This is a genomic window from Prosthecomicrobium pneumaticum, from assembly GCF_014199915.1.
Taxonomy (GTDB): Bacteria; Pseudomonadota; Alphaproteobacteria; order Rhizobiales; family Kaistiaceae; genus Prosthecomicrobium; species Prosthecomicrobium pneumaticum.
Genome location: NZ_JACHOO010000001.1, coordinates 672,328 through 691,671, shown reverse-complemented (window position 1 = coordinate 691,671; position 19,344 = coordinate 672,328). Strand labels below are relative to the sequence as shown.

The 19,344-nt window shown below is 70.1% G+C and carries 19 protein-coding genes; 18 read left to right on the top strand and 1 reads right to left on the bottom strand.

The features are described 5' to 3' along the window. The first annotated feature begins 9 nt into the window (after positions 1-9). Positions 10-909: a carbohydrate kinase family protein gene (locus tag GGQ63_RS03175; protein ID WP_183852390.1), complete on the top strand. Its 900-nt coding sequence runs from the start codon at positions 10-12 to the stop codon at positions 907-909. A 47-nt stretch (positions 910-956) separates the two neighbouring features. Beyond that, a complete protein-coding gene (locus GGQ63_RS03170) occupies positions 957-1,874 on the top strand; it encodes an eIF2B alpha/beta/delta subunit family protein (RefSeq protein WP_183852388.1) in 918 nt (305 codons plus the stop codon). 6 nt (positions 1,875-1,880) lie between these two features. Here the strand turns inward: GGQ63_RS03170 and GGQ63_RS03165 are convergent, their stop codons facing one another. Beyond that, positions 1,881-3,029, bottom strand: a complete 1,149-nt coding sequence (locus GGQ63_RS03165) for a Gfo/Idh/MocA family protein (RefSeq protein ID WP_183852386.1) — start codon at positions 3,027-3,029, stop codon at positions 1,881-1,883. A gap of 195 nt (positions 3,030-3,224) precedes the next feature. Between GGQ63_RS03165 and GGQ63_RS03160 the strand changes: the two genes are divergently transcribed. The 16 genes from GGQ63_RS03160 to GGQ63_RS03085 all read left to right on the top strand — a co-directional run bounded on the left by GGQ63_RS03160 (position 3,225) and on the right by GGQ63_RS03085 (position 18,796). Further along, positions 3,225-4,562 carry an ABC transporter substrate-binding protein gene (locus GGQ63_RS03160; protein WP_183852384.1) on the top strand — a complete coding sequence of 446 codons (1,338 nt, stop codon included), beginning with the start codon at positions 3,225-3,227 and terminating at the stop codon, positions 4,560-4,562. Further along, positions 4,562-5,494 (top strand): carbohydrate ABC transporter permease, encoded by a 933-nt coding sequence (locus GGQ63_RS03155; protein WP_183852382.1) that lies wholly within the window; start codon positions 4,562-4,564, stop codon positions 5,492-5,494. Before GGQ63_RS03160 ends, GGQ63_RS03155 begins: the two co-directional genes overlap by 1 nt. Beyond that, positions 5,491-6,327 carry a carbohydrate ABC transporter permease gene (locus tag GGQ63_RS03150; protein ID WP_183852380.1) on the top strand — a complete coding sequence of 279 codons (837 nt, stop codon included), beginning with the start codon at positions 5,491-5,493 and terminating at the stop codon, positions 6,325-6,327. Before GGQ63_RS03155 ends, GGQ63_RS03150 begins: the two co-directional genes overlap by 4 nt. Beyond that, a complete protein-coding gene (locus tag GGQ63_RS03145; protein ID WP_183852377.1) occupies positions 6,324-7,151 on the top strand; it encodes a sugar phosphate isomerase/epimerase family protein in 828 nt (275 codons plus the stop codon). Before GGQ63_RS03150 ends, GGQ63_RS03145 begins: the two co-directional genes overlap by 4 nt. Before the next feature lie 16 nt (positions 7,152-7,167). Further along, complete coding sequence (locus GGQ63_RS03140; protein WP_183852375.1) at positions 7,168-8,244, top strand: Gfo/Idh/MocA family protein; 1,077 nt, start codon at positions 7,168-7,170, stop codon at positions 8,242-8,244. Beyond that, a complete protein-coding gene (locus tag GGQ63_RS03135; RefSeq protein WP_183852373.1) occupies positions 8,244-9,068 on the top strand; it encodes a sugar phosphate isomerase/epimerase family protein in 825 nt (274 codons plus the stop codon). Before GGQ63_RS03140 ends, GGQ63_RS03135 begins: the two co-directional genes overlap by 1 nt. After that, on the top strand, positions 9,065-9,901 hold the full coding sequence (locus tag GGQ63_RS03130) for an alpha/beta fold hydrolase (protein ID WP_183852371.1): 837 nt from the start codon (positions 9,065-9,067) through the stop codon (positions 9,899-9,901). Before GGQ63_RS03135 ends, GGQ63_RS03130 begins: the two co-directional genes overlap by 4 nt. Continuing rightward, positions 9,898-10,626, top strand: a complete 729-nt coding sequence (locus GGQ63_RS03125; RefSeq protein ID WP_183852369.1) for a ribulose-phosphate 3-epimerase — start codon at positions 9,898-9,900, stop codon at positions 10,624-10,626. Before GGQ63_RS03130 ends, GGQ63_RS03125 begins: the two co-directional genes overlap by 4 nt. Continuing rightward, the gene (locus GGQ63_RS03120; RefSeq protein ID WP_183852367.1) at positions 10,623-11,561 is read left to right on the top strand and encodes an ROK family protein; all 939 of its coding nucleotides are present in this window, start codon (positions 10,623-10,625) and stop codon (positions 11,559-11,561) included. Before GGQ63_RS03125 ends, GGQ63_RS03120 begins: the two co-directional genes overlap by 4 nt. A 9-nt stretch (positions 11,562-11,570) precedes the next feature. Next, positions 11,571-12,386 carry a DeoR/GlpR family DNA-binding transcription regulator gene (locus GGQ63_RS03115; RefSeq protein WP_183852365.1) on the top strand — a complete coding sequence of 272 codons (816 nt, stop codon included), beginning with the start codon at positions 11,571-11,573 and terminating at the stop codon, positions 12,384-12,386. A gap of 240 nt (positions 12,387-12,626) precedes the next feature. Continuing rightward, positions 12,627-13,856 carry a carbohydrate kinase family protein gene (locus tag GGQ63_RS03110; RefSeq protein ID WP_183852363.1) on the top strand — a complete coding sequence of 410 codons (1,230 nt, stop codon included), beginning with the start codon at positions 12,627-12,629 and terminating at the stop codon, positions 13,854-13,856. An 80-nt stretch (positions 13,857-13,936) separates the two neighbouring features. Next, positions 13,937-15,256, top strand: coding sequence for an ABC transporter substrate-binding protein (locus tag GGQ63_RS03105; protein WP_183852360.1), 1,320 nt, complete (start codon positions 13,937-13,939; stop codon positions 15,254-15,256). A 66-nt stretch (positions 15,257-15,322) separates the two neighbouring features. Then, complete coding sequence (locus GGQ63_RS03100; protein WP_183852643.1) at positions 15,323-16,243, top strand: carbohydrate ABC transporter permease; 921 nt, start codon at positions 15,323-15,325, stop codon at positions 16,241-16,243. A 2-nt stretch (positions 16,244-16,245) separates the two neighbouring features. Then, positions 16,246-17,070 carry a carbohydrate ABC transporter permease gene (locus GGQ63_RS03095; protein WP_183852358.1) on the top strand — a complete coding sequence of 275 codons (825 nt, stop codon included), beginning with the start codon at positions 16,246-16,248 and terminating at the stop codon, positions 17,068-17,070. A gap of 44 nt (positions 17,071-17,114) precedes the next feature. Then, positions 17,115-17,888 carry an SDR family NAD(P)-dependent oxidoreductase gene (locus GGQ63_RS03090; protein ID WP_183852356.1) on the top strand — a complete coding sequence of 258 codons (774 nt, stop codon included), beginning with the start codon at positions 17,115-17,117 and terminating at the stop codon, positions 17,886-17,888. Positions 17,889-17,980: 92 nt separating this feature from the next. Then, on the top strand, positions 17,981-18,796 hold the full coding sequence (locus tag GGQ63_RS03085) for a DeoR/GlpR family DNA-binding transcription regulator (protein ID WP_183852354.1): 816 nt from the start codon (positions 17,981-17,983) through the stop codon (positions 18,794-18,796). Positions 18,797-19,344 lie beyond the last annotated feature (548 nt).

The window sequence follows — 19,344 nt, the reverse complement described above, 5'->3', positions numbered from 1 at the left end:
AGTCGACAGATGGCTGACGCGGCGGGCCGGCCGGTCGTCGTGGTGATCGGCGACGTGATGACCGACGTCATCGTGCGCGCCGAGGGCGAGATGATCCGCGGCTCGGACCGGCGCGCGACGATCCGCATGCTGCCGGGTGGTTCCGGCGCTAATCAGGCGGCGTGGTTCGCCCATTTCGGCGTCGCCGTCCGCTTCGTCGCGCGGGTCGGCGTGGGCGATCGCGATGCGCTCGCCGCGACCTTCGCCGAAGCGGGGGTCGAGCCCCGGCTCGCCGCGGATGCGGCGCTGCCGTCCGGCATGCTCGTCACCCTCGTCGCGCCGGATGGCGAGCGGAGCTTCTTCACCGACCGCGGCGCCAATGACGCGCTCACAGTCGACGACCTGCCCGACGCGCTGCTTGAGGGCGCCGATCTCGTCCATGTCTCGGGCTATGCCCTCGTGGCGCCCGGGCCGCGGGCGGCCGTGCTCGGCTTCCTCGCCCGGGCGCGCGCCGCCGGCATCGCCGTCTCGGTCGACCCCGCCTCGGCGAGCTTCCTCGCCGAGATCGGCCCCGCCGATTTCCTCGACTGGACGCGGGGCGCCGATTTCTGCTTCCCCAACGGCGAGGAGGCGGCGGTCTTGACCGGAACGGCCGAACCCGAGGCGCAGTTCGCCCGGCTCGCCGGCCTCTATCGCACCGTGGTGATCAAGCGCGGTCCGCTCGCCGCCGAGGCGCGGCAGGCCGGCCGGACGGTCACCGCGATGCCGCCGGCGGTGATTGCGGTCGACACCACGGGGGCGGGCGATTCCTTTCTCGCCGCCTTCCTCGCCGCGCATCTCGCCGGCCGGGACCTCGAAGCCGCGCTCGAAAGCGGCGTCGCCGCCGGCGCGGCGACCGTGACGCGGCTCGGCGGCCGTCCGGCCCGCTGATCCCTCATCCTCGCCCCCCGATCCACCCGCCTTCCAGGATGCCCGTGATGCCCAAGCTCGAAGAGATCCGCGCCGCCGTCGACAACAACGAGGTGAAGGGCGGCAGCCGGTTCGGCCGTGCCGTCGCCGAGGTGATCGCGCTGACCGCCGAGCGGAACGCCGGCGCCGACCGTGCGGCCTTCGACGCGGCGATCGAGGAGGCGGCGCGCTGGGGCGTCGCGACCAAGCCGTCGATGACGAGCGTTTCCGCCGTCGCGCGGATCGCCCGGGACGCGCTCGCGTCCGGCGGCCCCCTGCCGGTCGGCGAGGCGGCGGCGGCGATCGCCGCGGCGATGCGCGGCTTCATCGCCGAATCGGAGCGGGCGATCGCCTCGCTCGGGGCGCACGGCCTGTCGCTGTTCCGCCCCGGCCAGGTGGTGATGACGCATTCCTACAGCGAATCGCTGACCTTCGTGCTCAAGGCGGCGGCCGAGGCCTGCCCGGGCCTCACCATCCAGCTGATGGAATCGCGGCCGCTCCGCGAGAGCCGGCTGCTCGCGAGCGCGCTCGCCGACCTGCCGGTGCGGCTCGAACTCTATTCCGACGCCGGCATGGCGATCGCGGCGCGGAAGGCCGATCTCTGCATCGTCGGCGCCGATGCGATCCTCGCCGATGGCTCGTTCGCCAACAAGACCGGCTCGCTGCCGGCGGCGCTGATCTGCCGGGAATTCGGCGTGCCCTATCATGTCGCCGGCGAACTCTCGAAGGTGCATCTCGGTGATGCCGCCGAGGTGTCGATGGAGATGCGGCCCGCCGAGGAACTGGTCGAGGACTGGGAGATGGCGGCAAGCGGGCGCGTCACCGTCTTCAACCAGTTCTTCGAGGTCGTGCCCGCGGCGCTCGTCGCTTCCTACGTCACCGACCGCGGCGTGCTCGCGCCCGCTGCGGTGGTCGAGGCGGCGAAGGCGATCGCCGGCGCCGCCTGAGCCCGCTCACGCCGCAACCGGCTCGGCCATCAGGCCGGCGGCCTCGCCTTCACCGAGCGCGGCGGGGCGGATCTCCGCCGCCGGCAGCGTGACCGGCCGGTCCGCCTCGGCCGAGGCGAGGATGCCCTCCATGATCTCGAGAACGTGCAGCGCCAACGCGCCCGAGGCGCGCGGCGGCCGGCCGTCGGCGAGGCCGCGGGCGAGATCGGCGATGCCGATCATCCGGTAGTTCGCCCGGTCGGGCGCGCCGAACGGCCAGTTGATGACGCCGTGCAGCATCTGGGCGGTCGAGTGCTCCTCCCAAGCGGCGCCGCGCCGGCTGAGCTCGACCGTGCCGCCGAAGGTGTCGGGATCGGGCAGGCGGAGCGACCCCGCCGTGCCGTGCAGTTCGATCGGGTGCTGGCCGTGCCTGAAGACGTCCCAGCTCATGCCGACCGTGACGACTGCACCGGCGACGAACTCGACGACCGACATGACCGTGGTCGGCGTACCGACCGCGAAAGTCGTGTTCTTGAACGGCCCGTCGGCGGTGATCAGCCGCTCGGCCTCGCCGGAGGTCGCGAAGGCGGTGACGCGACGCGCCGGACCGAGCAGGTTGACGAGCATGGTCAGGTAATAGGGACCCATGTCGAGCACCGGGCCGCCGCCGCGCTGATAGTAGAATTGCGGGTTGGGGTGCCAGTGCTCCATGCCGCGCGTCATCATGAAGGCGGTGCCGGCGACCGGTTTGCCGATCGCGCCCTCGTCGATCAGGCGCCGGGCGAGCCGGCCGGCGGCGCCGAGAAAGGTGTCGGGCGCCGAACCGATGGCGAGCCCGCGCGCCGCCGCTTCCTCGACGAGGCGCCGGCCCTCGGCCGCCGTGACGGCGAGCGGCTTCTCGGTGAAGACGTGCTTGCCGGCCGAGAGCGCGCCGAGCGAGACGTCGAAATGCGCCGCCGGGATGGTGAGGTTGAGGACGAGATCGACCTCCGGATCGGCGAGCAGGGCGCCGACCGGGAGCGCCCGCAGACCGAACTCCGCGGCGCGTCTTTCTGCGGCCTCGTGCACGACATCGGCACAGGCGGTGAGCCGCACGCCGCGGAAGAGGGCCGCGTTGCGCAAGTATGTTCCGGCGATGTTGCCGCAGCCGACGACGCCGATCTTCAGGTCCCGCATGGGGCGAACTCCTCCCGACGGCCGTGCTTCGCGGCGGCCTTGCCGCAGTTTTGCGCCAAGGCGCCGCTGATCTCAAGTCCCTCCGATGCCGCTTCATGCATGTTTTCGCACGTTTTGCTTGACCAATCGGCGAGATGCGGCAAACATGGGCGCAAACAAGAATAGGCGGATCGGCCGCCGTGGAGGAGGAAGACCATGTCCGAGGACACCAACAAGACGACTCCGTCACCGCAACGGCCGAAGGCCGCATCGCGCCTGATGGTCGGCCGCCGCCAGTTCATGGCCGGGGCGGGCATGGCCGTCGGCGCCGCGGCGCTCGGCGTGCCGCGGGCGCGCGCCCAGTCGCGCACCGAGATCACCTTCGCGAGCGCGAAGTTTTTCGGCAAGCAGACGGTCGGCGACGTCGTCGAGATGTACAATCAGGCGCAGTCGAAGGTGCACGTCACCTATGTCGAGCTGCCGCCGCCGAGCGCCTCGACCGAGGTGCACCAGGCGCTGGTACAGCAGCTCGCCCGCAAGAGCGGCACGCCGGACGTTTTCACGCAGGACGTCGTCTGGATCGCCGAGTTCGCCGGCGCCGGCTGGGCGCTGCCGCTCGACGAGTATTTCAACGCCGAGGCGCGGGCCGCCTATTTCCCCGGCACGGTGGCCGCCTGCACCTATGACGGCAAGCTGACGGCGCTGCCCTGGTTCGTCGATTCGGGCATGCTCTATTATCGCAAGGACCTGCTCGAGACGGCCGGCGCCAAGCCGCCGACCACCTGGGACGAGCTCGTCGCGACGGCGAAGGCGCTGCAGGAGGGCGGCAAGGCGAAGTTCGGCTATCTCTGGCAGGGCAAGCAGGCCGAGGTGCTGGTCTGCGACGCGGTCGAGGTGATCGCCTCGAATGGCGGCTCGATCCTTTCCGCCGACGGCAAGTCCGGCACGCTCGCGGATGCGAAGGCGGTCGAGGCGATCCAGTTCCTCCACGACACGATCAACACCCACAAGATCAGCCCGTCCGACGTGCTGAGCTGGGACGAGGAGCCGTCGCGCGCGCCCTTCACCGGCGGCGAGGCGGCCTTTCTGCGCAACTGGTCCTATGTCTATTCGATCGCGCAGGACCCGAAGGCCTCCCAGGTCGTCGACAAGGTCGGCGTCGTGCCGCTGCCGCATTTCGCGGGCGGCTCGAGCGCCGCGTGCCTCGGGGGCTATCAGTACGGCGTCAACGCCGCGACCAAGAACCGCGAGGCGGCGATCGATTTCCTGACCTGGATGTCCTCGCCGGAGATCCAGCTCCACTTCGCGCTGCAGCTCGGCATCGCGCCGACGCGACCGGCCGTGTTCGACGACCAGAAGCTCGGCGCCGAGCAGCCCTTCATGAAGCAGCTGAAGCCGGTCTTCACCGGCGCGACGCCGCGTCCGGTTACGCCGAAATATGCGCAGGTGACGCTCGCCATCCAGTCCGGCGTCTCCCGCGCCCTCGCGACCGGCAATGTGAAGGCGGAGCTCGAGGCCGCCAACCAGAAGATCAGCTCGGTCGTCGGCGGCTGATGGCTGCGACCGCCCGTCTCGGCGAACAGGCCGGCCCCCGCAAGGGGACCGGCCGTCTGGCGTCGCGCCTGACGCCCTGGCTGCTGCTGCTTCCCGTCGCCGTGTCGCTCGGCGCCGTGTCCGTCTATCCGATCTTCGAAGGGCTGCGGCTGTCGCTCACCAACACCTCGCTGGTGACGCAGGAGCACGATTTCATCGGCCTTCGCAATTACGAGGCGCTGATCGCCGATCCGCTGTTCTGGAACGCCTGGCGCCACACCGTCTTCTTCACCTTCGTCTCGACGCTCGCCGAGACGCTGATCGGCCTCGCCATGGCGCTCCTGCTGTTCGAGCATTTCACCGGCCGCGGCATGATCCGTGCGGCGATGCTGGTGCCCTGGGCGATGCCGACCGTCGTCACCTCGAAGATGTTCGGCTGGCTGTTCGACGGCCAGTACGGCCTCGTCAATTATCTGCTCCGCTCGGTCGGTCTGATCGACCAGAACGTCAACTGGTACGGCTCGATCGACAATGCGATGGCGACGATCATCATCGCCGATGTCTGGAAGACGACGCCCTTCATGGCGCTGCTCCTGCTCGCGGGTCTGCAGACCGTGCCGAAATCGCTGATCGAGGCAGCGCGGATCGACGGGGCGGGGGCTTGGTCGACCTTCTGGAACGTCCGGCTGCCGCTTCTGATGCCGACGCTCTTGATCGCCGGCATGTTCCGCGCCCTCGACGCCTTCCGCGTCTTCGACCTCGTCTATGTGCTGACCGGTGGCGGACCGGCGGACTCGACCGAGACGCTGTCGACCTTCAGCTACAAGATCCTCTTCTCGACGCTGCAGTTCGGCTACGGATCGGCCCTGTCGACGGCAATGTTCGTCACCGAGGCGCTGATCGCGGCGGGCTTCGGCTATTTCATCATGCGCAAGATGCGGAGCGCCCGATGACCGGCTCCCGCAGCACGCTCCGCAGCCTGCTCGTCTATGCCGGCGGCTTGCTCATCTTCGCCTGGTCGGCCGGGCCGTTCCTCTGGCAGTTCTCGACCTCGTTCCAGTACGACGCCGCGCTCACCCAGCCGACGCCGACCTTCCTGCCATCGCCGCCGACCCTCGAGCATTACGCGAACATCTTCGTCGCCAAGAGCTTCCACCGCTATCTGTGGAACTCGCTCGTCGTCGCCGGCCTGACGACGTTCGTCTGCCTCGCGATCGGCGCGATGGCCGCCTTCGCGCTGTCGCGGCTCGAGGTGAAGGGTCGGTTCGGCATACTCGGGCTCATCCTGTCGGTGTCGATGTTCCCGCAGATCGCGATCGTCGGGCCGCTCTATCTGATCGCCTCCGACTGGGGCCTGCTCGACACCTATCGCGGCCTTGTCATCACCTATGTCGCGCTCGGCGTACCGCTCGTCACCTGGGTGCTGTTCGGTTATTTCGACACGCTGCCGCGCGAGATCGACGAGGCGGCGTGGATCGACGGCTGCGGTCCGATCGGCCTGCTCGTGCGGATCATCCTGCCGATGTCGCTCCCCTCGCTCGTCACAACGGGCCTGCTCGCCTTCATCGCGGCCTGGAACGAGTTCATGTTCGCGCTCGCCTTCACGTCCAGTATAAGCCGGCAGACGGTGCCGGTCGGCATCGCCAACTTCACCAATCTCTATTACGTGCCTTGGGGCGATATCGCCGCGGCCTCGGTCGTCGTCACGGTGCCGCTCATCCTGCTGGTACTGTTCTTCCAGCGTCACATCATCGAAAGCCTCACCCTCGGAGCCGTCAAGGAATGAGCGCGCAGACCCCGGCCGGCCTGAAGGTCGGCTGCCAGACCTACACCTGGGAAATGCTCGGACCCGGCTTCACCGGCGGGCCGGACGATCTCCTCGATGCGATCGCCGCCGCCGGCTATGCCGGCATCGAGATCACCAACACGATGATCGGCGACTATGCCGGACGGCCGGCCGATTTCGCCCGCGCGCTCGGCGCCCGCGGGCTCACGCTCGTCGCCTTCGCCGCCGGCAGCGCGAGCGGCTTCACCGAGCCGGACGCACGCGATGCCGATCTCGCGTCGGTCGACCGCTGGCTCGGCTTCCTCGAAGGCTTTCCCGGCGCACTGCTGTCGCTCGGCAGCGCGACCGTGATGTCGCCGGGCGCGCGGGAGGAGAAGTTCGAGGCCGCCGCCCGCTTCTACAATGCCGCCGCGGCGCGGGGCGCGAAGGCCGGCATCGGCGTCGCGGTGCATCCGAGCTCGCATCACGACACGCTCCTCTTCGACCGCGCCGATTACGACGCGCTGTTCGCGCGGCTCGACGCGCTCGTCGGCTGGGTGCCGGACACCGGCCACATCCTGCGCGGCGGCCAGGATATCCTCGACACCCTCGCCACCTATCGCGACCGGATCCGCTATCTGCACCTGAAGGATGTCGACGCCGCGGGCGACTGGGCGATGCTCGGCGCCGGCGTCTGCGACACGCCGGCGGTGATCGCCTCGGTGGCGGCGGCGCCGGCCTTCACCGGCTGGCTGGTGCTCGAGGAGGAATCCGACGAGGCGGCCGCCGACCCTGCGGCAGCGGTGGCGAAGAACCGGCAGACGATGCGGGCGCTCGGCGCCTGAGACGAGAGGTCGAAGAATGGTGAAGAAGGATGCACGGCGGCTGCGCGTCGGCGTGCTGGGGGCGGGTCCGATCGCGCAGTTCGCGCATCTCGAGGCCTGCGTGAAGGCGCGCAACGCCGAACTGTTCGCCCTATGCGACGCGGCGCCGGACCTGCTCGCCCGGATGGCGGCGACCTATGAGCCGGCGCGACGCTATTCCGATTACGACACGATGCTCGCCGACCCCGATGTCGAGGCGGTGATCATCGCGGTTTCCGACGCCTTCCACGTGCCGATGGCGCTGAAGGCGATCGAGGCGGGCAAGCACGTGCTGTGCGAAAAGCCGCTCGGTGTCGACGTCGCCGAGGTGCTGCGGCTGCGCGAAGCGGTGCGGCGGACCGGGCTCGTCCTGCAGGTCGGCCACATGAAGCGCTTCGATCCCGGGCTCGAGGCGACGCGCGCCTTCATCGACGACGAGATCGGCGAATTGCTGGCCTTGAAGGCCTGGTATTGCGACAGCACGCATCGCTACACGATGACCGATGCCGTGCAGCCGCTGCCGGTCGTCTCGAAGAGCGCGAAGAAGCCCGAGGGCGATCCGAAGGCCGACCGGGCGCGCTATTACATGCTCGCCCATGGCAGCCATCTCGTCGACACCGCCCGCTTCCTCTGCGGCGAGATCGACTGGGTGCGGGCGCGGCTCTCCGAGCGCTTCGGCGCCTATTGCTGGTTCGTCGAAACGGGCTTCCGGAACGGCGTGCTCGGCCATCTCGACCTGACGGTCGCGGTGCGGATGGACTGGTTCGAAGGCTTCCAGCTCTATGGTGAGCACGGCAGCGTCGTCGCCCGGACCTACAACCCGTGGTACTACCGATCGAGCGATGTCGAGATATTCTCCGAGCGCGAGGCGGCCTATCGGCGCCCGCTCGGGGCGGACGGACATTTCTTCCGTCGCCAGCTGGAGGGCTTCGCCGACACGATCCTCGCCGGAGCGCCGATGCGCGGCGCCGACATCGAGGACGGGCTCGCCTCGGTCCGCGCGATGGCGGCGATCGCCCGTTCGGTGAAGACCGGCGAGGCGGTCGGCGTCGCCGACTTCGAAGGGGCGGTGTGATGCGGGTCGGCATCTTCGCCAAGACCTTCCCGGGCTCGGACCCGGAGACGGTCCTCTCGGCCGCGAAGGCAGCCGGCTATGACTGCGTGCAGTTCAACATGAGCTGCGCCGGGCTCGCCTCGCTGCCGGAGGCGATCCCGGACGAGGCGCTGGCCGCGATCCGGCTCGCCTCGCGCCGGACGGGCGTCGCGATCGCCGCGCTGTCGGCGACCTACAACATGATCCATCCCGACCCGGTGGTGCGGACGAGCGGGCTCGCCCGGCTCGGCGGCATGCTCGCCGCGGCCGCCGATCTCGGCGTGCCGCTCGTCACGCTGTGCACCGGCACGCGCGACGCCGCCGACATGTGGCGGCACCATCCCGACAATGCGACGCCCGAGGCCTGGTCCGACCTGCTCGCCGAGATGGAGAAGGCGTCTGCGCTCGCCGAGCGGCACGGCGTGGCGCTCGGCATCGAGCCGGAACAGGCGAACGTCGTCACCTCGGCCGCCGATGCGCTCCGGCTCATCGGTGCGATCGGCTCGCCGGCGATCCGCATCGTGCTCGACCCGGCCAATCTCTTCGAACGGGCGACGCCGGCCGAGGCACGGGCGATCGTCGCCGCGGCGGTCGATGCGCTCGGCCCCCATATCGCGCTCGCCCATGCCAAGGACCGCGCTGCCGACGGCGCCTTCGTGACGGCCGGAACGGGGGTGGTCGACTTCCCCGATCTCATCGCCCGACTTGGCGCCGCCGGCTTCGACGGGCCGCTCGTCACGCACGGCCTCTCGGCCGAGGAGGCGCCGGGCGTCGCGTCCTTCCTCCGCGGTCTCGTGAGGCAATGACCGGCTTTCTCCGGCGCGACGGCGCGCGGCTGCGGATCGTCGAGGCGGGCGAGGGCTTCCCCGTCCTCTTCCAGCACGGGCTCGGCGGCGATGCCGCCCAGGTCGCCGACAATGTCGCCGAAATGGCGGGGCTCCGCCGCATCACCATCGAATGTCGCGGCCATGGCGGCTCGACGGCCGGAGACGTGCGGCCCTTCACGATCGGCCTGTTCGCGGACGATGTGCTCGCCGCGGCGGATGCGCTCGGCCTCGATCGGTTCGCGCTCGGCGGCATTTCGATGGGCGCGGCGATCGCCCTTTCGATCGGCGCGCGCCATCCCGACCGGGTCGCGGCGCTCGTGCTCGCCCGGCCGGCCTGGCTGTTCGCGCCGGCACCCGACAATATGCGGCCCTATGCCGAGGTCGCCGCGGCGCTCCGTGCCTTGCCGCCGGACGCCGCCCGAGCGCGCTTCGCCGCGTCGGATTGCGCCGCCATGCTCTCCCGCGACGCGCCCGACAATCTCGCCTCGCTGCTCGGCTTCTTCGGCCGGCCGGACCCGCCGCTGACGGCGGAGCTGCTCGCCGACATCGCCGCCGACGGTCCGGGCGTCACCGAGGCCGAGGCCAGAGCGCTCGACGTGCCGACGCTCGTCATCGGTCATGGCGTCGACCATGCCCACCCGGTCGCCTTCGCGCGCGCTCTCGCCGCGACGCTGCCACGGGCGCGCCTCGTCGAGATCGCGCCCAAGGCGACCGACCGCGCCCGCCATCGCGACGAATTCCGCGCCGCGGTCGCTGATTTCCTCGCCGCTACGCTTCCCCTTCGCCCCGTAACCGAAGAGCCTCGGCCATGAGCGCCAACCACCCCGCCGCCGACTGGCTGGACACCCTGCCGCGCGATCGCCTGCTCGGCGAGTTCTCGCTCTGGTCCGCCGATCTCGCCAATCTCGAACGCGACATCCTTCGCACCGAGCCTTTCGTCGACCTCTATCACGTCGATGTCGCGGACGGCCGCTTCGCACCGTCCTTCCTGTTCTTCCCCGATCAGCTCGCGCGCATCCGGGCACTGACGGCGAAGCCGCTGCACGTCCATCTGATGGTCGAGGGCGACATCGTCGCGGCGCAGGCGCGGCAGTTCGTCGAGGCCGGCGCCGACCTGGTCACGATCCATGCCGAGAATGGCGCCGCGGTCGACGCGGCGCTCGATGCGGTGGCGGAGGCGGGCCGGGCAGCCGGCATCGTGCTGCGGCTCGAAACGCCGGTCGAGGCGATCGTGCCCTTTCTCGACCGGGTCTCCTTCGTCACGCTCCTCGGCACGGCGATCGGCGTGAAGGGGCAGGGGCTCTCCGACACCGCCTGTCCGCGGCTCGTCGAGGCACGCCGGCTGATCGCCGCCGCGGGACGGGAGGGCGCGATCCGGCTCGCCGCCGATGGCGGCATCCGGGCGCAGACCGTGCCGCTGCTGCGCGCCGCCGGCGCCGAGACCGTCGTACTCGGCTCGCTCGCCTTCGCCGATCCCGATCTCGCCGGCCGCATCGCCTGGCTGCACGGCCTGCCGATGCCGGAGGCGCTGCCGTGACACGCGCCGCGCTCGCCGTCGATCTCGGCGGCACCGAGCTGCGCGCCGCGATCGTCGAGGAGACCGGCGCGGTCAGCGCCTTCGCGGCCACCGCGACGGCGGCCGCCGCCGGGCCGGACGCGGTGATCGACCAGATCGTCGCGCTGGTCGGCCGGGTCGCGACCGAGCGGCCGCAGATCGCGCCCGTCGGCCTCGGCGTCGGGGCGCCGGGGCCGCTCGACGGCGAGGCGGGCATCGCGATCGCCCCGCCGACGCTCGCCGGCTGGCGCGACGTGCCGCTCGCCGCGCGGCTCGAGGCGCGGCTCGGCCTGCCGGTGCGGATCGAGAACGACGCCAACGCCGCGGCCCTCGGCGAATGGCGCTTCGGTGCCGGGCGGGGCACCCGCTCGGTCGTCTTCGTCACCGTCTCGACCGGCATCGGCGGCGGCGTGATTGCCGACGGGCGGCTGCTGCGCGGCCACCGCGGCCTCGCCGCGGAGGTCGGCCACATGACGATCGCCGCCGGCCGCGAGCGCTGCGCCTGCGGCGCGCTCGGCTGCTGGGAGGCGCTCGCCTCGGGCACGGCGCTCGGCCGCGAGGCGGCACGCCGCGTGGAGGCGGGAGAAGCCCCGGCAATCGCCGCGCGGGCCGCGGGCGGCGCGCCGACCGCCCGGCATGTCGCGGAGGCGGCGCGCGCGGGCGACCCGGTCGCCGCCGGTCTCCTGCAGGCCGAGGCCGTCTGGCTCGGCATCGGCCTCGTCAACCTTCTCCATCTCTATGCGCCGGAGCGGCTGATCCTCGGCGGCGGCGTCGGCGAGGCACTCGACCTGATGCGTGCGACGATCGAGGCGACCATCGCGGAGCGGGCGATGGTCGCCTATCGCGATGTGCCGGTGGTTGCCGCCGCGCTCGGCCGCAATGCGGGCCTTGTCGGCGCAGCCGGTCTCGTGCTCTAGACGGAGGCGATGGAGCGGGAAGAACAGGCGGCGATCACAGACGGCGAATCGGGGAGCGCCCTTCCGGCGGCCCGCCAGAACCGGCTCGTCCAGCTGGTGCGCGAGCGCGGCCAGGTCACCGTCAACGAGCTCGTCGCCCTGTTCGACGTGTCGCGCGACACGATCCGCCGCGATCTCGATCTGCTCGAAAAACGCGGCCTGCTCGTCCGCACCCATGGCGGCGCGGTGAACGGCGACCGGATGGTGCGGGTCGATACGACGCTCGGGTCCCGCATGGACGAGCATGTCGAGGCGAAGCGGCGGATCGGCCGGGCCGCGACCCAACTGGTGCGCGACGGCGAGACGCTGCTGCTGAACGGCGGCTCGACGATCTATTTCTTCGCGTCCGCGCTCGGCGCCCGGCGCAAGCTGACCATCGTCACCAACAATCTGCGCGTTCCGCCGGCACTGCCCGAGAGTGCCGTCGAGGCCGTGCACATCCTCGGCGGCACCTACTGGGCGAATTTTCAGGTGACGATCGGCACGATCGGCTTCGCCCCGGTCGCCGGCATCCATGTCGACACGGCCGTGATCGGCTGCACCGGCGTCTCCGCCTCCGGCATCTCGATGAGCAAGCTCGACGAGGCGAGCCACACGGCGAACATGATCCGCATCGCCCGGCGCACCATCGTGCTCGCCGACAAGAGCAAGTTCGACGTCGCCGCCTTCGCGAACATCGCGCCGCTCGACGATATCGAGCATCTCGTCACCGACGCGCCGCCGCCGCCGGATCTCGCCGCGGCACTGGAACGGGCCGGCGTCCAGGTCCTCGTCTGCCACCCCTGAGCGTCGGCAGACCGGCGGCCCGGTCGTGAGCCGGCTGCGCGCGGAGAGACCCGGGAGCGCCCGCCATCGGGTCGGGCGCGTGCCCCATCCCTTGCCGAGCCCGGGCGTTTTTCTTCGAGCGCCTTTCGCTGTCCTATAAATTCCAAAATCCACCAAAATGCGCCGTTGACTCCCCCGGCTAGGATGATATCTTTTGGAACAAATTGGCGACCTCGAGAACGGGGCGCGAGGGAGGAAAACATGTCCGCAATCGCCGCGATCGCGTGGAGCGAGGCGTATCGGGAGCTGCTCGAGCGGCTGCCGGCGCTCGTGGCCCGCGCGCGGCTCACCTTCTGCGGCATGGGCTCCTGCATCGACGCGCGTATCCACCTTCCCGCGATCGCGCCTCTGCTCGACGGCGATGCGCCGGCCGAAGCGCGGCACTTCCTCTCCATGCTGGTCGACCGGGCGCGCCGCGGTATCGGCGGCGAGGTGCGGGTCGACTGGCCGGAGGGTCCGGCATGGCTCTCCGAACGGCTGCCGATCCGCTCCTCCCTCGGCGGCACCGGTCCCCATGCCGCCTGGGTGCTCACGGCCGCCGGTGCGCCGGCGGTCGTGGCACTCGAGGACCGCAGCGAGACGATGCTCTCCCACGTCCCGGCCGAGATCCTCGTCGCGGAGGAGGGCCGGCTCGTTCCCGCCGGCGAGGCACGGCGGGCCGGCCGCAGCCGGCCGCATATCTTCATCTTCGAATACACCGCCGGCCGCGCCATCGGCGACGTCGTGCCGGCGCGTTCGTCGCGCATCATCGTCCGCTTCAACGATCCGGATCTCGAGCACGACGATGCGTTCGACGCCCTCACCGTCGCGCGTGCCGGCGAGGCGGGGGCGGGGCTCATCTCCGCCTTCAATGCGGTCGCCCGCGACCGGCTCGACGGCGAGATCGCCCGCGTCGGCGCGCTCGCCGGTGCCTGGAAGGCGGGTGGCCTCGATACGGTCTATTACGAACTCGGCGGCTTCGACACCATCGAGGCCTGCCGTGCGACGTTGACCGGCCTGCGCGGCCGCTATGACGCGCTCGGCATGAGCCATTCCGAATATCGCGGCCTCGGCGGCGCCGAGGACCTGTCGGTTGGCATGCCGGCCATGGCCGATGAGCTCGGCCTCGACCGGCTGGTGGTGCATGCGGACCATTTCGCCGCGATCGCCACCCGCCGCGACGCGGCGCGCGACCGCGACGCGCTGATGGCCGGCTGCCTGATCGCCGCCTCGCGGGCGGCGGCGGGCACGCCGGTGCGGCCGGAGCGCCTGCCGGAAGGCGCCCGCTTCGCCGCTTCTCCCTTCGACGAGCCGGTCCGCCGCGGGCGGTGGACCCTCGTCTCCTGCGCCTCGCCCTATCTGGAAACCCCCGCGACGACGCTGGGGCTCGGGGACAGCTTCACCGGAGGGTGCCTGCTGGTCTTCGGACAAGGTTCGCCGCCGACGCGCTGAGCGCCCCTGCGGAGGACCGGGAAGGCCCGGACGCCGGTTCACCGGCCGATCCGGCACGTCACGACCAAACGGAGGAAACAATGAAGAGAACGCTTGGGGCCGTATTCGCCGCGGGTCTTGCCGCGGCGCTGATGTCGAGCGCCGCCGTCGCCCAGACGACGGTGACGATCGCCACCGTCAACAACAGCGACATGGTGGTGATGCAGGAACTGTCGAAGAAGTTCGAGGAGGCGAACCCCGACATCAAGCTCAACTGGACGATCCTCGAGGAGAACACGCTGCGCCAGCGTCTCACCACCGACATCGCGACCGGCGGCGGCCAGTTCGACATCCTGACCATCGGCCTGTTCGAGGCGCCGATGTGGGGCGAGCGGGGCTGGCTGGTGCCGTTCGACACCGTGCCGGCCGACTACGATCTCAATGACGTCTTCAAGTCGGTGCGCGACGGCCTCTCGCACGACGGCAAGCTCTATGCGCTGCCCTTCTACGCCGAGAGCCAGATGACCTTCTATCGCTCGGACCTCTTCGAGGCGGCGGGCGTGACGATGCCGGAGCAGCCGACCTGGGCGGATATCGACCAGTTGGCGGCGAAGGTGCACGACCCCGACAAGGGCGTCTACGGCATGTGCCTGCGCGGCAAGCCGGGCTGGGGCGAGAACATGGGCCAGATCACGCCGGTCGCCAATTCGTTCGGCGCGCGCTGGTTCGATATGAACTGGGAGCCGCAGCTCGAGACGCCGGAATGGAAGGAGGCGCTCACCACCTATGTCGACCTCCTGAAGAAATACGGACCTCCCGGCGCCGCCTCGAACGGCTACAATGAGAACCTCGCGCTGTTCGCGGACGGCAAGTGCGCGATGTGGATCGACGCCACGGTCTCGGCCGGCTTCCTCTCCGACCCGAAGCAGAGCAAGGTTGTCGGCAAGGTCGGCTATGCGCTGCCGCCCTACGGCAAGTTCAACAAGGGCAACCATTATCTCTGGTCCTGGGCACTCGCCGTTCCGGTGAGCTCGAAGTCGCAGGAAGCGGCGCAGAAGTTCATCTACTGGGCGACCTCGAAGGACTACATCAAGCTGGTGGCCGAACGCTCCGGCTGGGCGACGGTGCCGCCGGGAACCCGCACCTCGACCTATGAGAATGCCGAGTATCTGTCGGCCGCGCCCTTCGCCAAGCTGACGCTGCAGACGATCGAGACCGCCAATCCGACCGACGCGACGCAGGAGAAGGTGCCCTATGTCGGCATCTCCTATGTCGGCATCCCCGAGTTCCAGAGCATCGGAACGACGGTCGGCCAGGAGTTCGCCGCTGTGATCGCCGGCTCGAAGACGGTCGACGAGGCGCTCGCCGCCGCGCAGGCCTCGACGAAGCGGGCCATGCAGCAGGCCGGCTACCTCAACTGACGGGCGGGCGGGCGGCGGCTTCCGTCGCCGCCCGCCGACCGGAAACGATCGGAATCGCGCATGACCATGGCATCGCCTCGGACCGCCGCCGCGCCGGCGCGCGGGAGGTCCGCTCACCCGGGCCGGCGACCGGGCGTCAATACGAAGCCGCTGCTCGCCCCCGCGGTCGTCCTGCTCCTCATCTGGATGATCGTGCCGCTCGCCATGACGCTGTGGTTCTCGGCGCAGCGCTACAATCTGCTCAATCCGCGCGTCAGCGGCTTCGCGGGCCTGCGGAACTACCGCTACCTGATGTCCGACCCGGCGCTGTGGACCGCGGTCGGCAACACCATCCTCCTCGTCGGCGGCGTGCTCGTCGCCTCGATCGCAATCGGCACGGTGATGGCGCTGCTGCTCGACCAGCGCTTTCCCGGCCGCAATCTCGCCCGGCTCCTCGCCATCGCGCCCTTCTTCGTCATGCCGACCGTATCGGCGCTGGTCTGGAAGAACCTGCTCATGCATCCGGTGAACGGCCTGTTCGCCTGGATCGCCAAGCTCTTCGGCCTGCCGCCCGTCGACTGGTTCACGAGCTGGCCCTTGTTCTCGATCGGCATCATCGTCGCCTGGCAATGGATCCCCTTCGCGACGCTGATCCTTCTGACCGCGCTGCAGTCGCTCGACCAGGAGCAGATGGAGGCGGCCCTCATCGATGGCGCGCGCGACGGCCAGCGGCTGCGTTACGTCATCCTGCCGCATCTCTACCGGCCGATGACCATCGTCGCGATGATCGAGACGATCTTCCTGCTGTCGATCTTCGCCGAAATCCTCGTCACCACCTCGGGCGGGCCGGGCGACCAGTCGATGACGCTGCCCTTCCTCATCTACAAGATCGCGCTGCTCGACTGGGATGTCGGCGGAGCCTCGGCCGGCGGCGTCTTCGCGATCATCCTCGCCAACATCGTCGCCTTCTTCCTCGTGCGCACCATCGCGCACAATCTGGAGCGCTGACCATGCCGCGTCCTTCCGCCAAGCGCCGGCTGGCGATCGGCCTCGCCGGCTGGTCGGCGACCTTCGTGATGTTCTTCCCGATCCTGTGGATGGGTCTCGCCGCCTTCAAGACGGAGACGCAGGCGATCGCCTCGCCGCCGGTGCTCCTGTTCACGCCGACGCTCGAAAACTTCGAGGCGGTGCTCGCGCGCGCCGATTACCTGCACTTCTTCTTCAACAGCGTGGCCGTCTCGGTCGGCTCGACGGCGCTCGGCATCCTGATCGGCCTGCCGGCGGCCTATGCGCTCGCCTTCCATCCCGGCCGGCGGGCGAAGGATCTGCTCGTCTGGATGCTGTCGACCAAGATGATGCCGGCGGTCGGGGTGCTCGTGCCGCTCTATCTGCTCTTCCGCTGGACCGGGCTGCTCGACACCATCACCGGCCTCCTCGTCCTCAACACGCTGATCAACCTGCCGATCATCGTCTGGATGCTGTTCACCTTCCTGCGCGAGATCCCGAAGGAGATCCTCGAGGCGGCGCGGATCGACGGTGCGCGCTCCTTCGACCAGTTCGTCCATCTGATCATCCCGCTCGCCGCGCCGGGCATCGCCTCGACGGCGCTGCTCGCCATCATCCTCGCCTGGAACGAGGCGTTCTGGAGCATCAACCTGACCGCCTGGCGGGCGACGCCGCTGCCGGCCTTCATCGCCTCCTTCTCGAGCCCCGAGGGCCTGTTCTGGGCCAAGATGTCGGCCGCCTCGCTGCTCGCCATCGGGCCGATCGTCGCCTTCGGCTGGCTGACCCAGAAGCAGCTCGTCCGCGGTCTCACCTTCGGCGCCGTCAAGTGACGCCGTCCTCTTCGCAACGCCAACCCGCAAACGGGGCAGGAACCATGTATCTCGCCAAATACGATCTGAAGGGCCAGACCGCCTTCATTACCGGCGGCGGCCGCGGCATCGGCCTCGCCACCGCCGAGGCGCTGCTCGAGGCGGGCGCCGCCGTCATCATCTCGGACATCAGCGCCGAGCTGCTGGAAAGCGGCCGCGCGGAACTCGCGGCGAAGGGCTATTCGGTCGAGACCGTCGTGCTCGACGTGACGCGGTCCGACGAGGTCGCCCGCGTCGCCGCCGAGGCGAACGCCAAGCATGGCGGCATCGACATTCTGATCGCCAATGCCGGCATCGCCTGGCCCGACACGGGCGGCGAGGAGATGACCGACGAGGTCTGGCTGAAGGTCGTCGATATCGACCTCAACGGCGTGTTCTGGTCCTGCCGCGAATTCGGCCGGGCGATGCTGTCGCGCGGGCGCGGTGCGATCGTCACCGTCGGATCGATGTCGGGCATCATCTCCAACAAGCCGCAGCGGCAGGCGCATTACAACGCCGCCAAGGCCGGCGTGCACCACCTCACCAAATCGCTCGCCGGGGAATGGGCGGAGCGCGGCGTGCGGGTCAACACGGTCGCGCCGACCTATGTCGACACGGTGATGTCGCGCGGCGGCTTCACGGACCCGGCGCTCTTCCCGACCTGGATGGCGATGACGCCGATGAACCGCGTCGCGCGCGCCGACGAGATCGCCTCGGCGATTCTCTTCCTCTCGACCGAGGCGTCGAGCGCGATGACCGGCGCCGTCGTGGTCGTCGATTGCGGCTATACGATCTGGTAGGTGTCGAGGGCGGCGCGCGGGAGGAGGGGCCTCCCGCCGCCGCATCGGTCGACGGCCGCCGCGGCAGACGCGGCGTGGGGAAGGAGTTGCGGATGGACGCCCCCACCAAGCGGGTGGAAATCCTGCCGGCGCAACGCCGCGTGATGATCCTCGAGCGCGTGCGCCGCAACGGCGCCGCGACGATCCAGGAGCTCGCCGACGAGATACGCGCCTCGCCCTCGACGATCCGGCGCGATCTCGATCATCTGACCGAGGAAGGTTATCTCGAGCGCACCCATGGCGGCGTCCTCCTGGTACCGCCGCTGCGCGCCACCTTCGAGCGCGAGCCCTCGATCAACGCGCTGCTGCAGCACGACCAGAAGGTGGCGATCGGCCTTGCTGCCGCGGCACGGCTCAATCCGCGCGACAGCGTCATCTTCGATTCCTCCTCGACGGTGACGGAGGCGGTGCGCGCCGCGACGCTGCGCGACATTCCGCTCACCGTCGTGACGAACAGCCTCGACATCGCACAGCTCTGCGCCGCCTGTCCCACATGGCGGGTGATCATGTCGGGCGGCACGATCCGCCAGGGTTCGCAGATGATGGTGGGCGAGCCCGGCGAGACGTTCCTGAAGTCGATCCATGTCGACATCTGCTTCGTCGGCGCCTATGCGGTCACCGGCCGCACGCTGACCGACGCGACGCTCGAAGTCGCCTCGCTCAAGCGCCTGATGATCCAGTCGGCGCGGCGGACGATCCTGCTCGTCGACTCCTCGAAATTCCAGGCACCGGCCTTCAGCACCTTCTGCGACGTCTCGGCGGTCGACGAGATCATCACCGATGACGGCATCCCCGCCGAACACCTCGCCGCGCTCCGGTCGCTCAACGTCAAGGTCACCGTGGTGCCGGTGACGCCGTCCGAGGCCTGAGCGCGCAAGGCGGCGGGCCGCGATGCAGCCCGCCGGACGGCTGCGGCGCGCGCCGGGCCCGGTCTCCCTCCCCCTTTTTTGGGGGAGGGCCGGAGGGGAGGGGCCGGGAGCAGGGTTCGGCTCGCCCCTCGTCACGATTATGGACCCCGGCACGGAGGCCGGGGTGACGGGGGCTCTGGCGTGGCGGCCCTTCGGCCTCGGCGCCGTCACCCCCACCTCGATCCTCTCCCCTTGTGGTCCCATACGGGGTAGGGAGTCCGCTGCTCCAGGACCCGCCCGGCTGCTCCACGGCCCTTTCCGCCCGTTCTTTCGAACAGCCCCCTCCACCCGTCATGCCGGCCTCCGTGCCGGCATCCATAATCGTGAGGGTTGGTGCTGTGGGGACGCCCTATCCGTCCGTCATCCCGGCGGAAGCCGGGACCCATCAAGCCCCCGGATGAAGGGTGTGTTGGGGGAGACAGCGGCGTTCGGTCCTCGCGCGTCACGATTATGGACCCCGGCACGGAGGCCGGGGTGACGGGTGCTCTGGCGTGGCGGGCCTTCGGCCT

Excerpts from the sequence above, each read along its gene's own strand:
- GGQ63_RS03135 (WP_183852373.1), top strand. The coding sequence starts at position 8,244 with ATGCGGGTCGGCATCTTCGCCAAGACCTTCCCGGGCTCGGACCCGGAG.
- GGQ63_RS03175 (WP_183852390.1), top strand. The coding sequence starts at position 10 with ATGGCTGACGCGGCGGGCCGGCCGGTCGTCGTGGTGATCGGCGACGTG.
- GGQ63_RS03090 (WP_183852356.1), top strand. The coding sequence starts at position 17,115 with ATGTATCTCGCCAAATACGATCTGAAGGGCCAGACCGCCTTCATTACC.
- GGQ63_RS03165 (WP_183852386.1), bottom strand. The coding sequence starts at position 3,029 with ATGCGGGACCTGAAGATCGGCGTCGTCGGCTGCGGCAACATCGCCGGA.
- GGQ63_RS03100 (WP_183852643.1), top strand. The coding sequence starts at position 15,323 with ATGGCATCGCCTCGGACCGCCGCCGCGCCGGCGCGCGGGAGGTCCGCT.
- GGQ63_RS03115 (WP_183852365.1), top strand. The coding sequence starts at position 11,571 with ATGGAGCGGGAAGAACAGGCGGCGATCACAGACGGCGAATCGGGGAGC.
- GGQ63_RS03155 (WP_183852382.1), top strand. The coding sequence starts at position 4,562 with ATGGCTGCGACCGCCCGTCTCGGCGAACAGGCCGGCCCCCGCAAGGGG.
- GGQ63_RS03170 (WP_183852388.1), top strand. The coding sequence starts at position 957 with ATGCCCAAGCTCGAAGAGATCCGCGCCGCCGTCGACAACAACGAGGTG.
- GGQ63_RS03095 (WP_183852358.1), top strand. The coding sequence starts at position 16,246 with ATGCCGCGTCCTTCCGCCAAGCGCCGGCTGGCGATCGGCCTCGCCGGC.
- GGQ63_RS03130 (WP_183852371.1), top strand. The coding sequence starts at position 9,065 with ATGACCGGCTTTCTCCGGCGCGACGGCGCGCGGCTGCGGATCGTCGAG.
- GGQ63_RS03145 (WP_183852377.1), top strand. The coding sequence starts at position 6,324 with ATGAGCGCGCAGACCCCGGCCGGCCTGAAGGTCGGCTGCCAGACCTAC.
- GGQ63_RS03110 (WP_183852363.1), top strand. The coding sequence starts at position 12,627 with ATGTCCGCAATCGCCGCGATCGCGTGGAGCGAGGCGTATCGGGAGCTG.
- GGQ63_RS03085 (WP_183852354.1), top strand. The coding sequence starts at position 17,981 with ATGGACGCCCCCACCAAGCGGGTGGAAATCCTGCCGGCGCAACGCCGC.
- GGQ63_RS03105 (WP_183852360.1), top strand. The coding sequence starts at position 13,937 with ATGAAGAGAACGCTTGGGGCCGTATTCGCCGCGGGTCTTGCCGCGGCG.
- GGQ63_RS03150 (WP_183852380.1), top strand. The coding sequence starts at position 5,491 with ATGACCGGCTCCCGCAGCACGCTCCGCAGCCTGCTCGTCTATGCCGGC.
- GGQ63_RS03160 (WP_183852384.1), top strand. The coding sequence starts at position 3,225 with ATGTCCGAGGACACCAACAAGACGACTCCGTCACCGCAACGGCCGAAG.
- GGQ63_RS03140 (WP_183852375.1), top strand. The coding sequence starts at position 7,168 with ATGGTGAAGAAGGATGCACGGCGGCTGCGCGTCGGCGTGCTGGGGGCG.
- GGQ63_RS03125 (WP_183852369.1), top strand. The coding sequence starts at position 9,898 with ATGAGCGCCAACCACCCCGCCGCCGACTGGCTGGACACCCTGCCGCGC.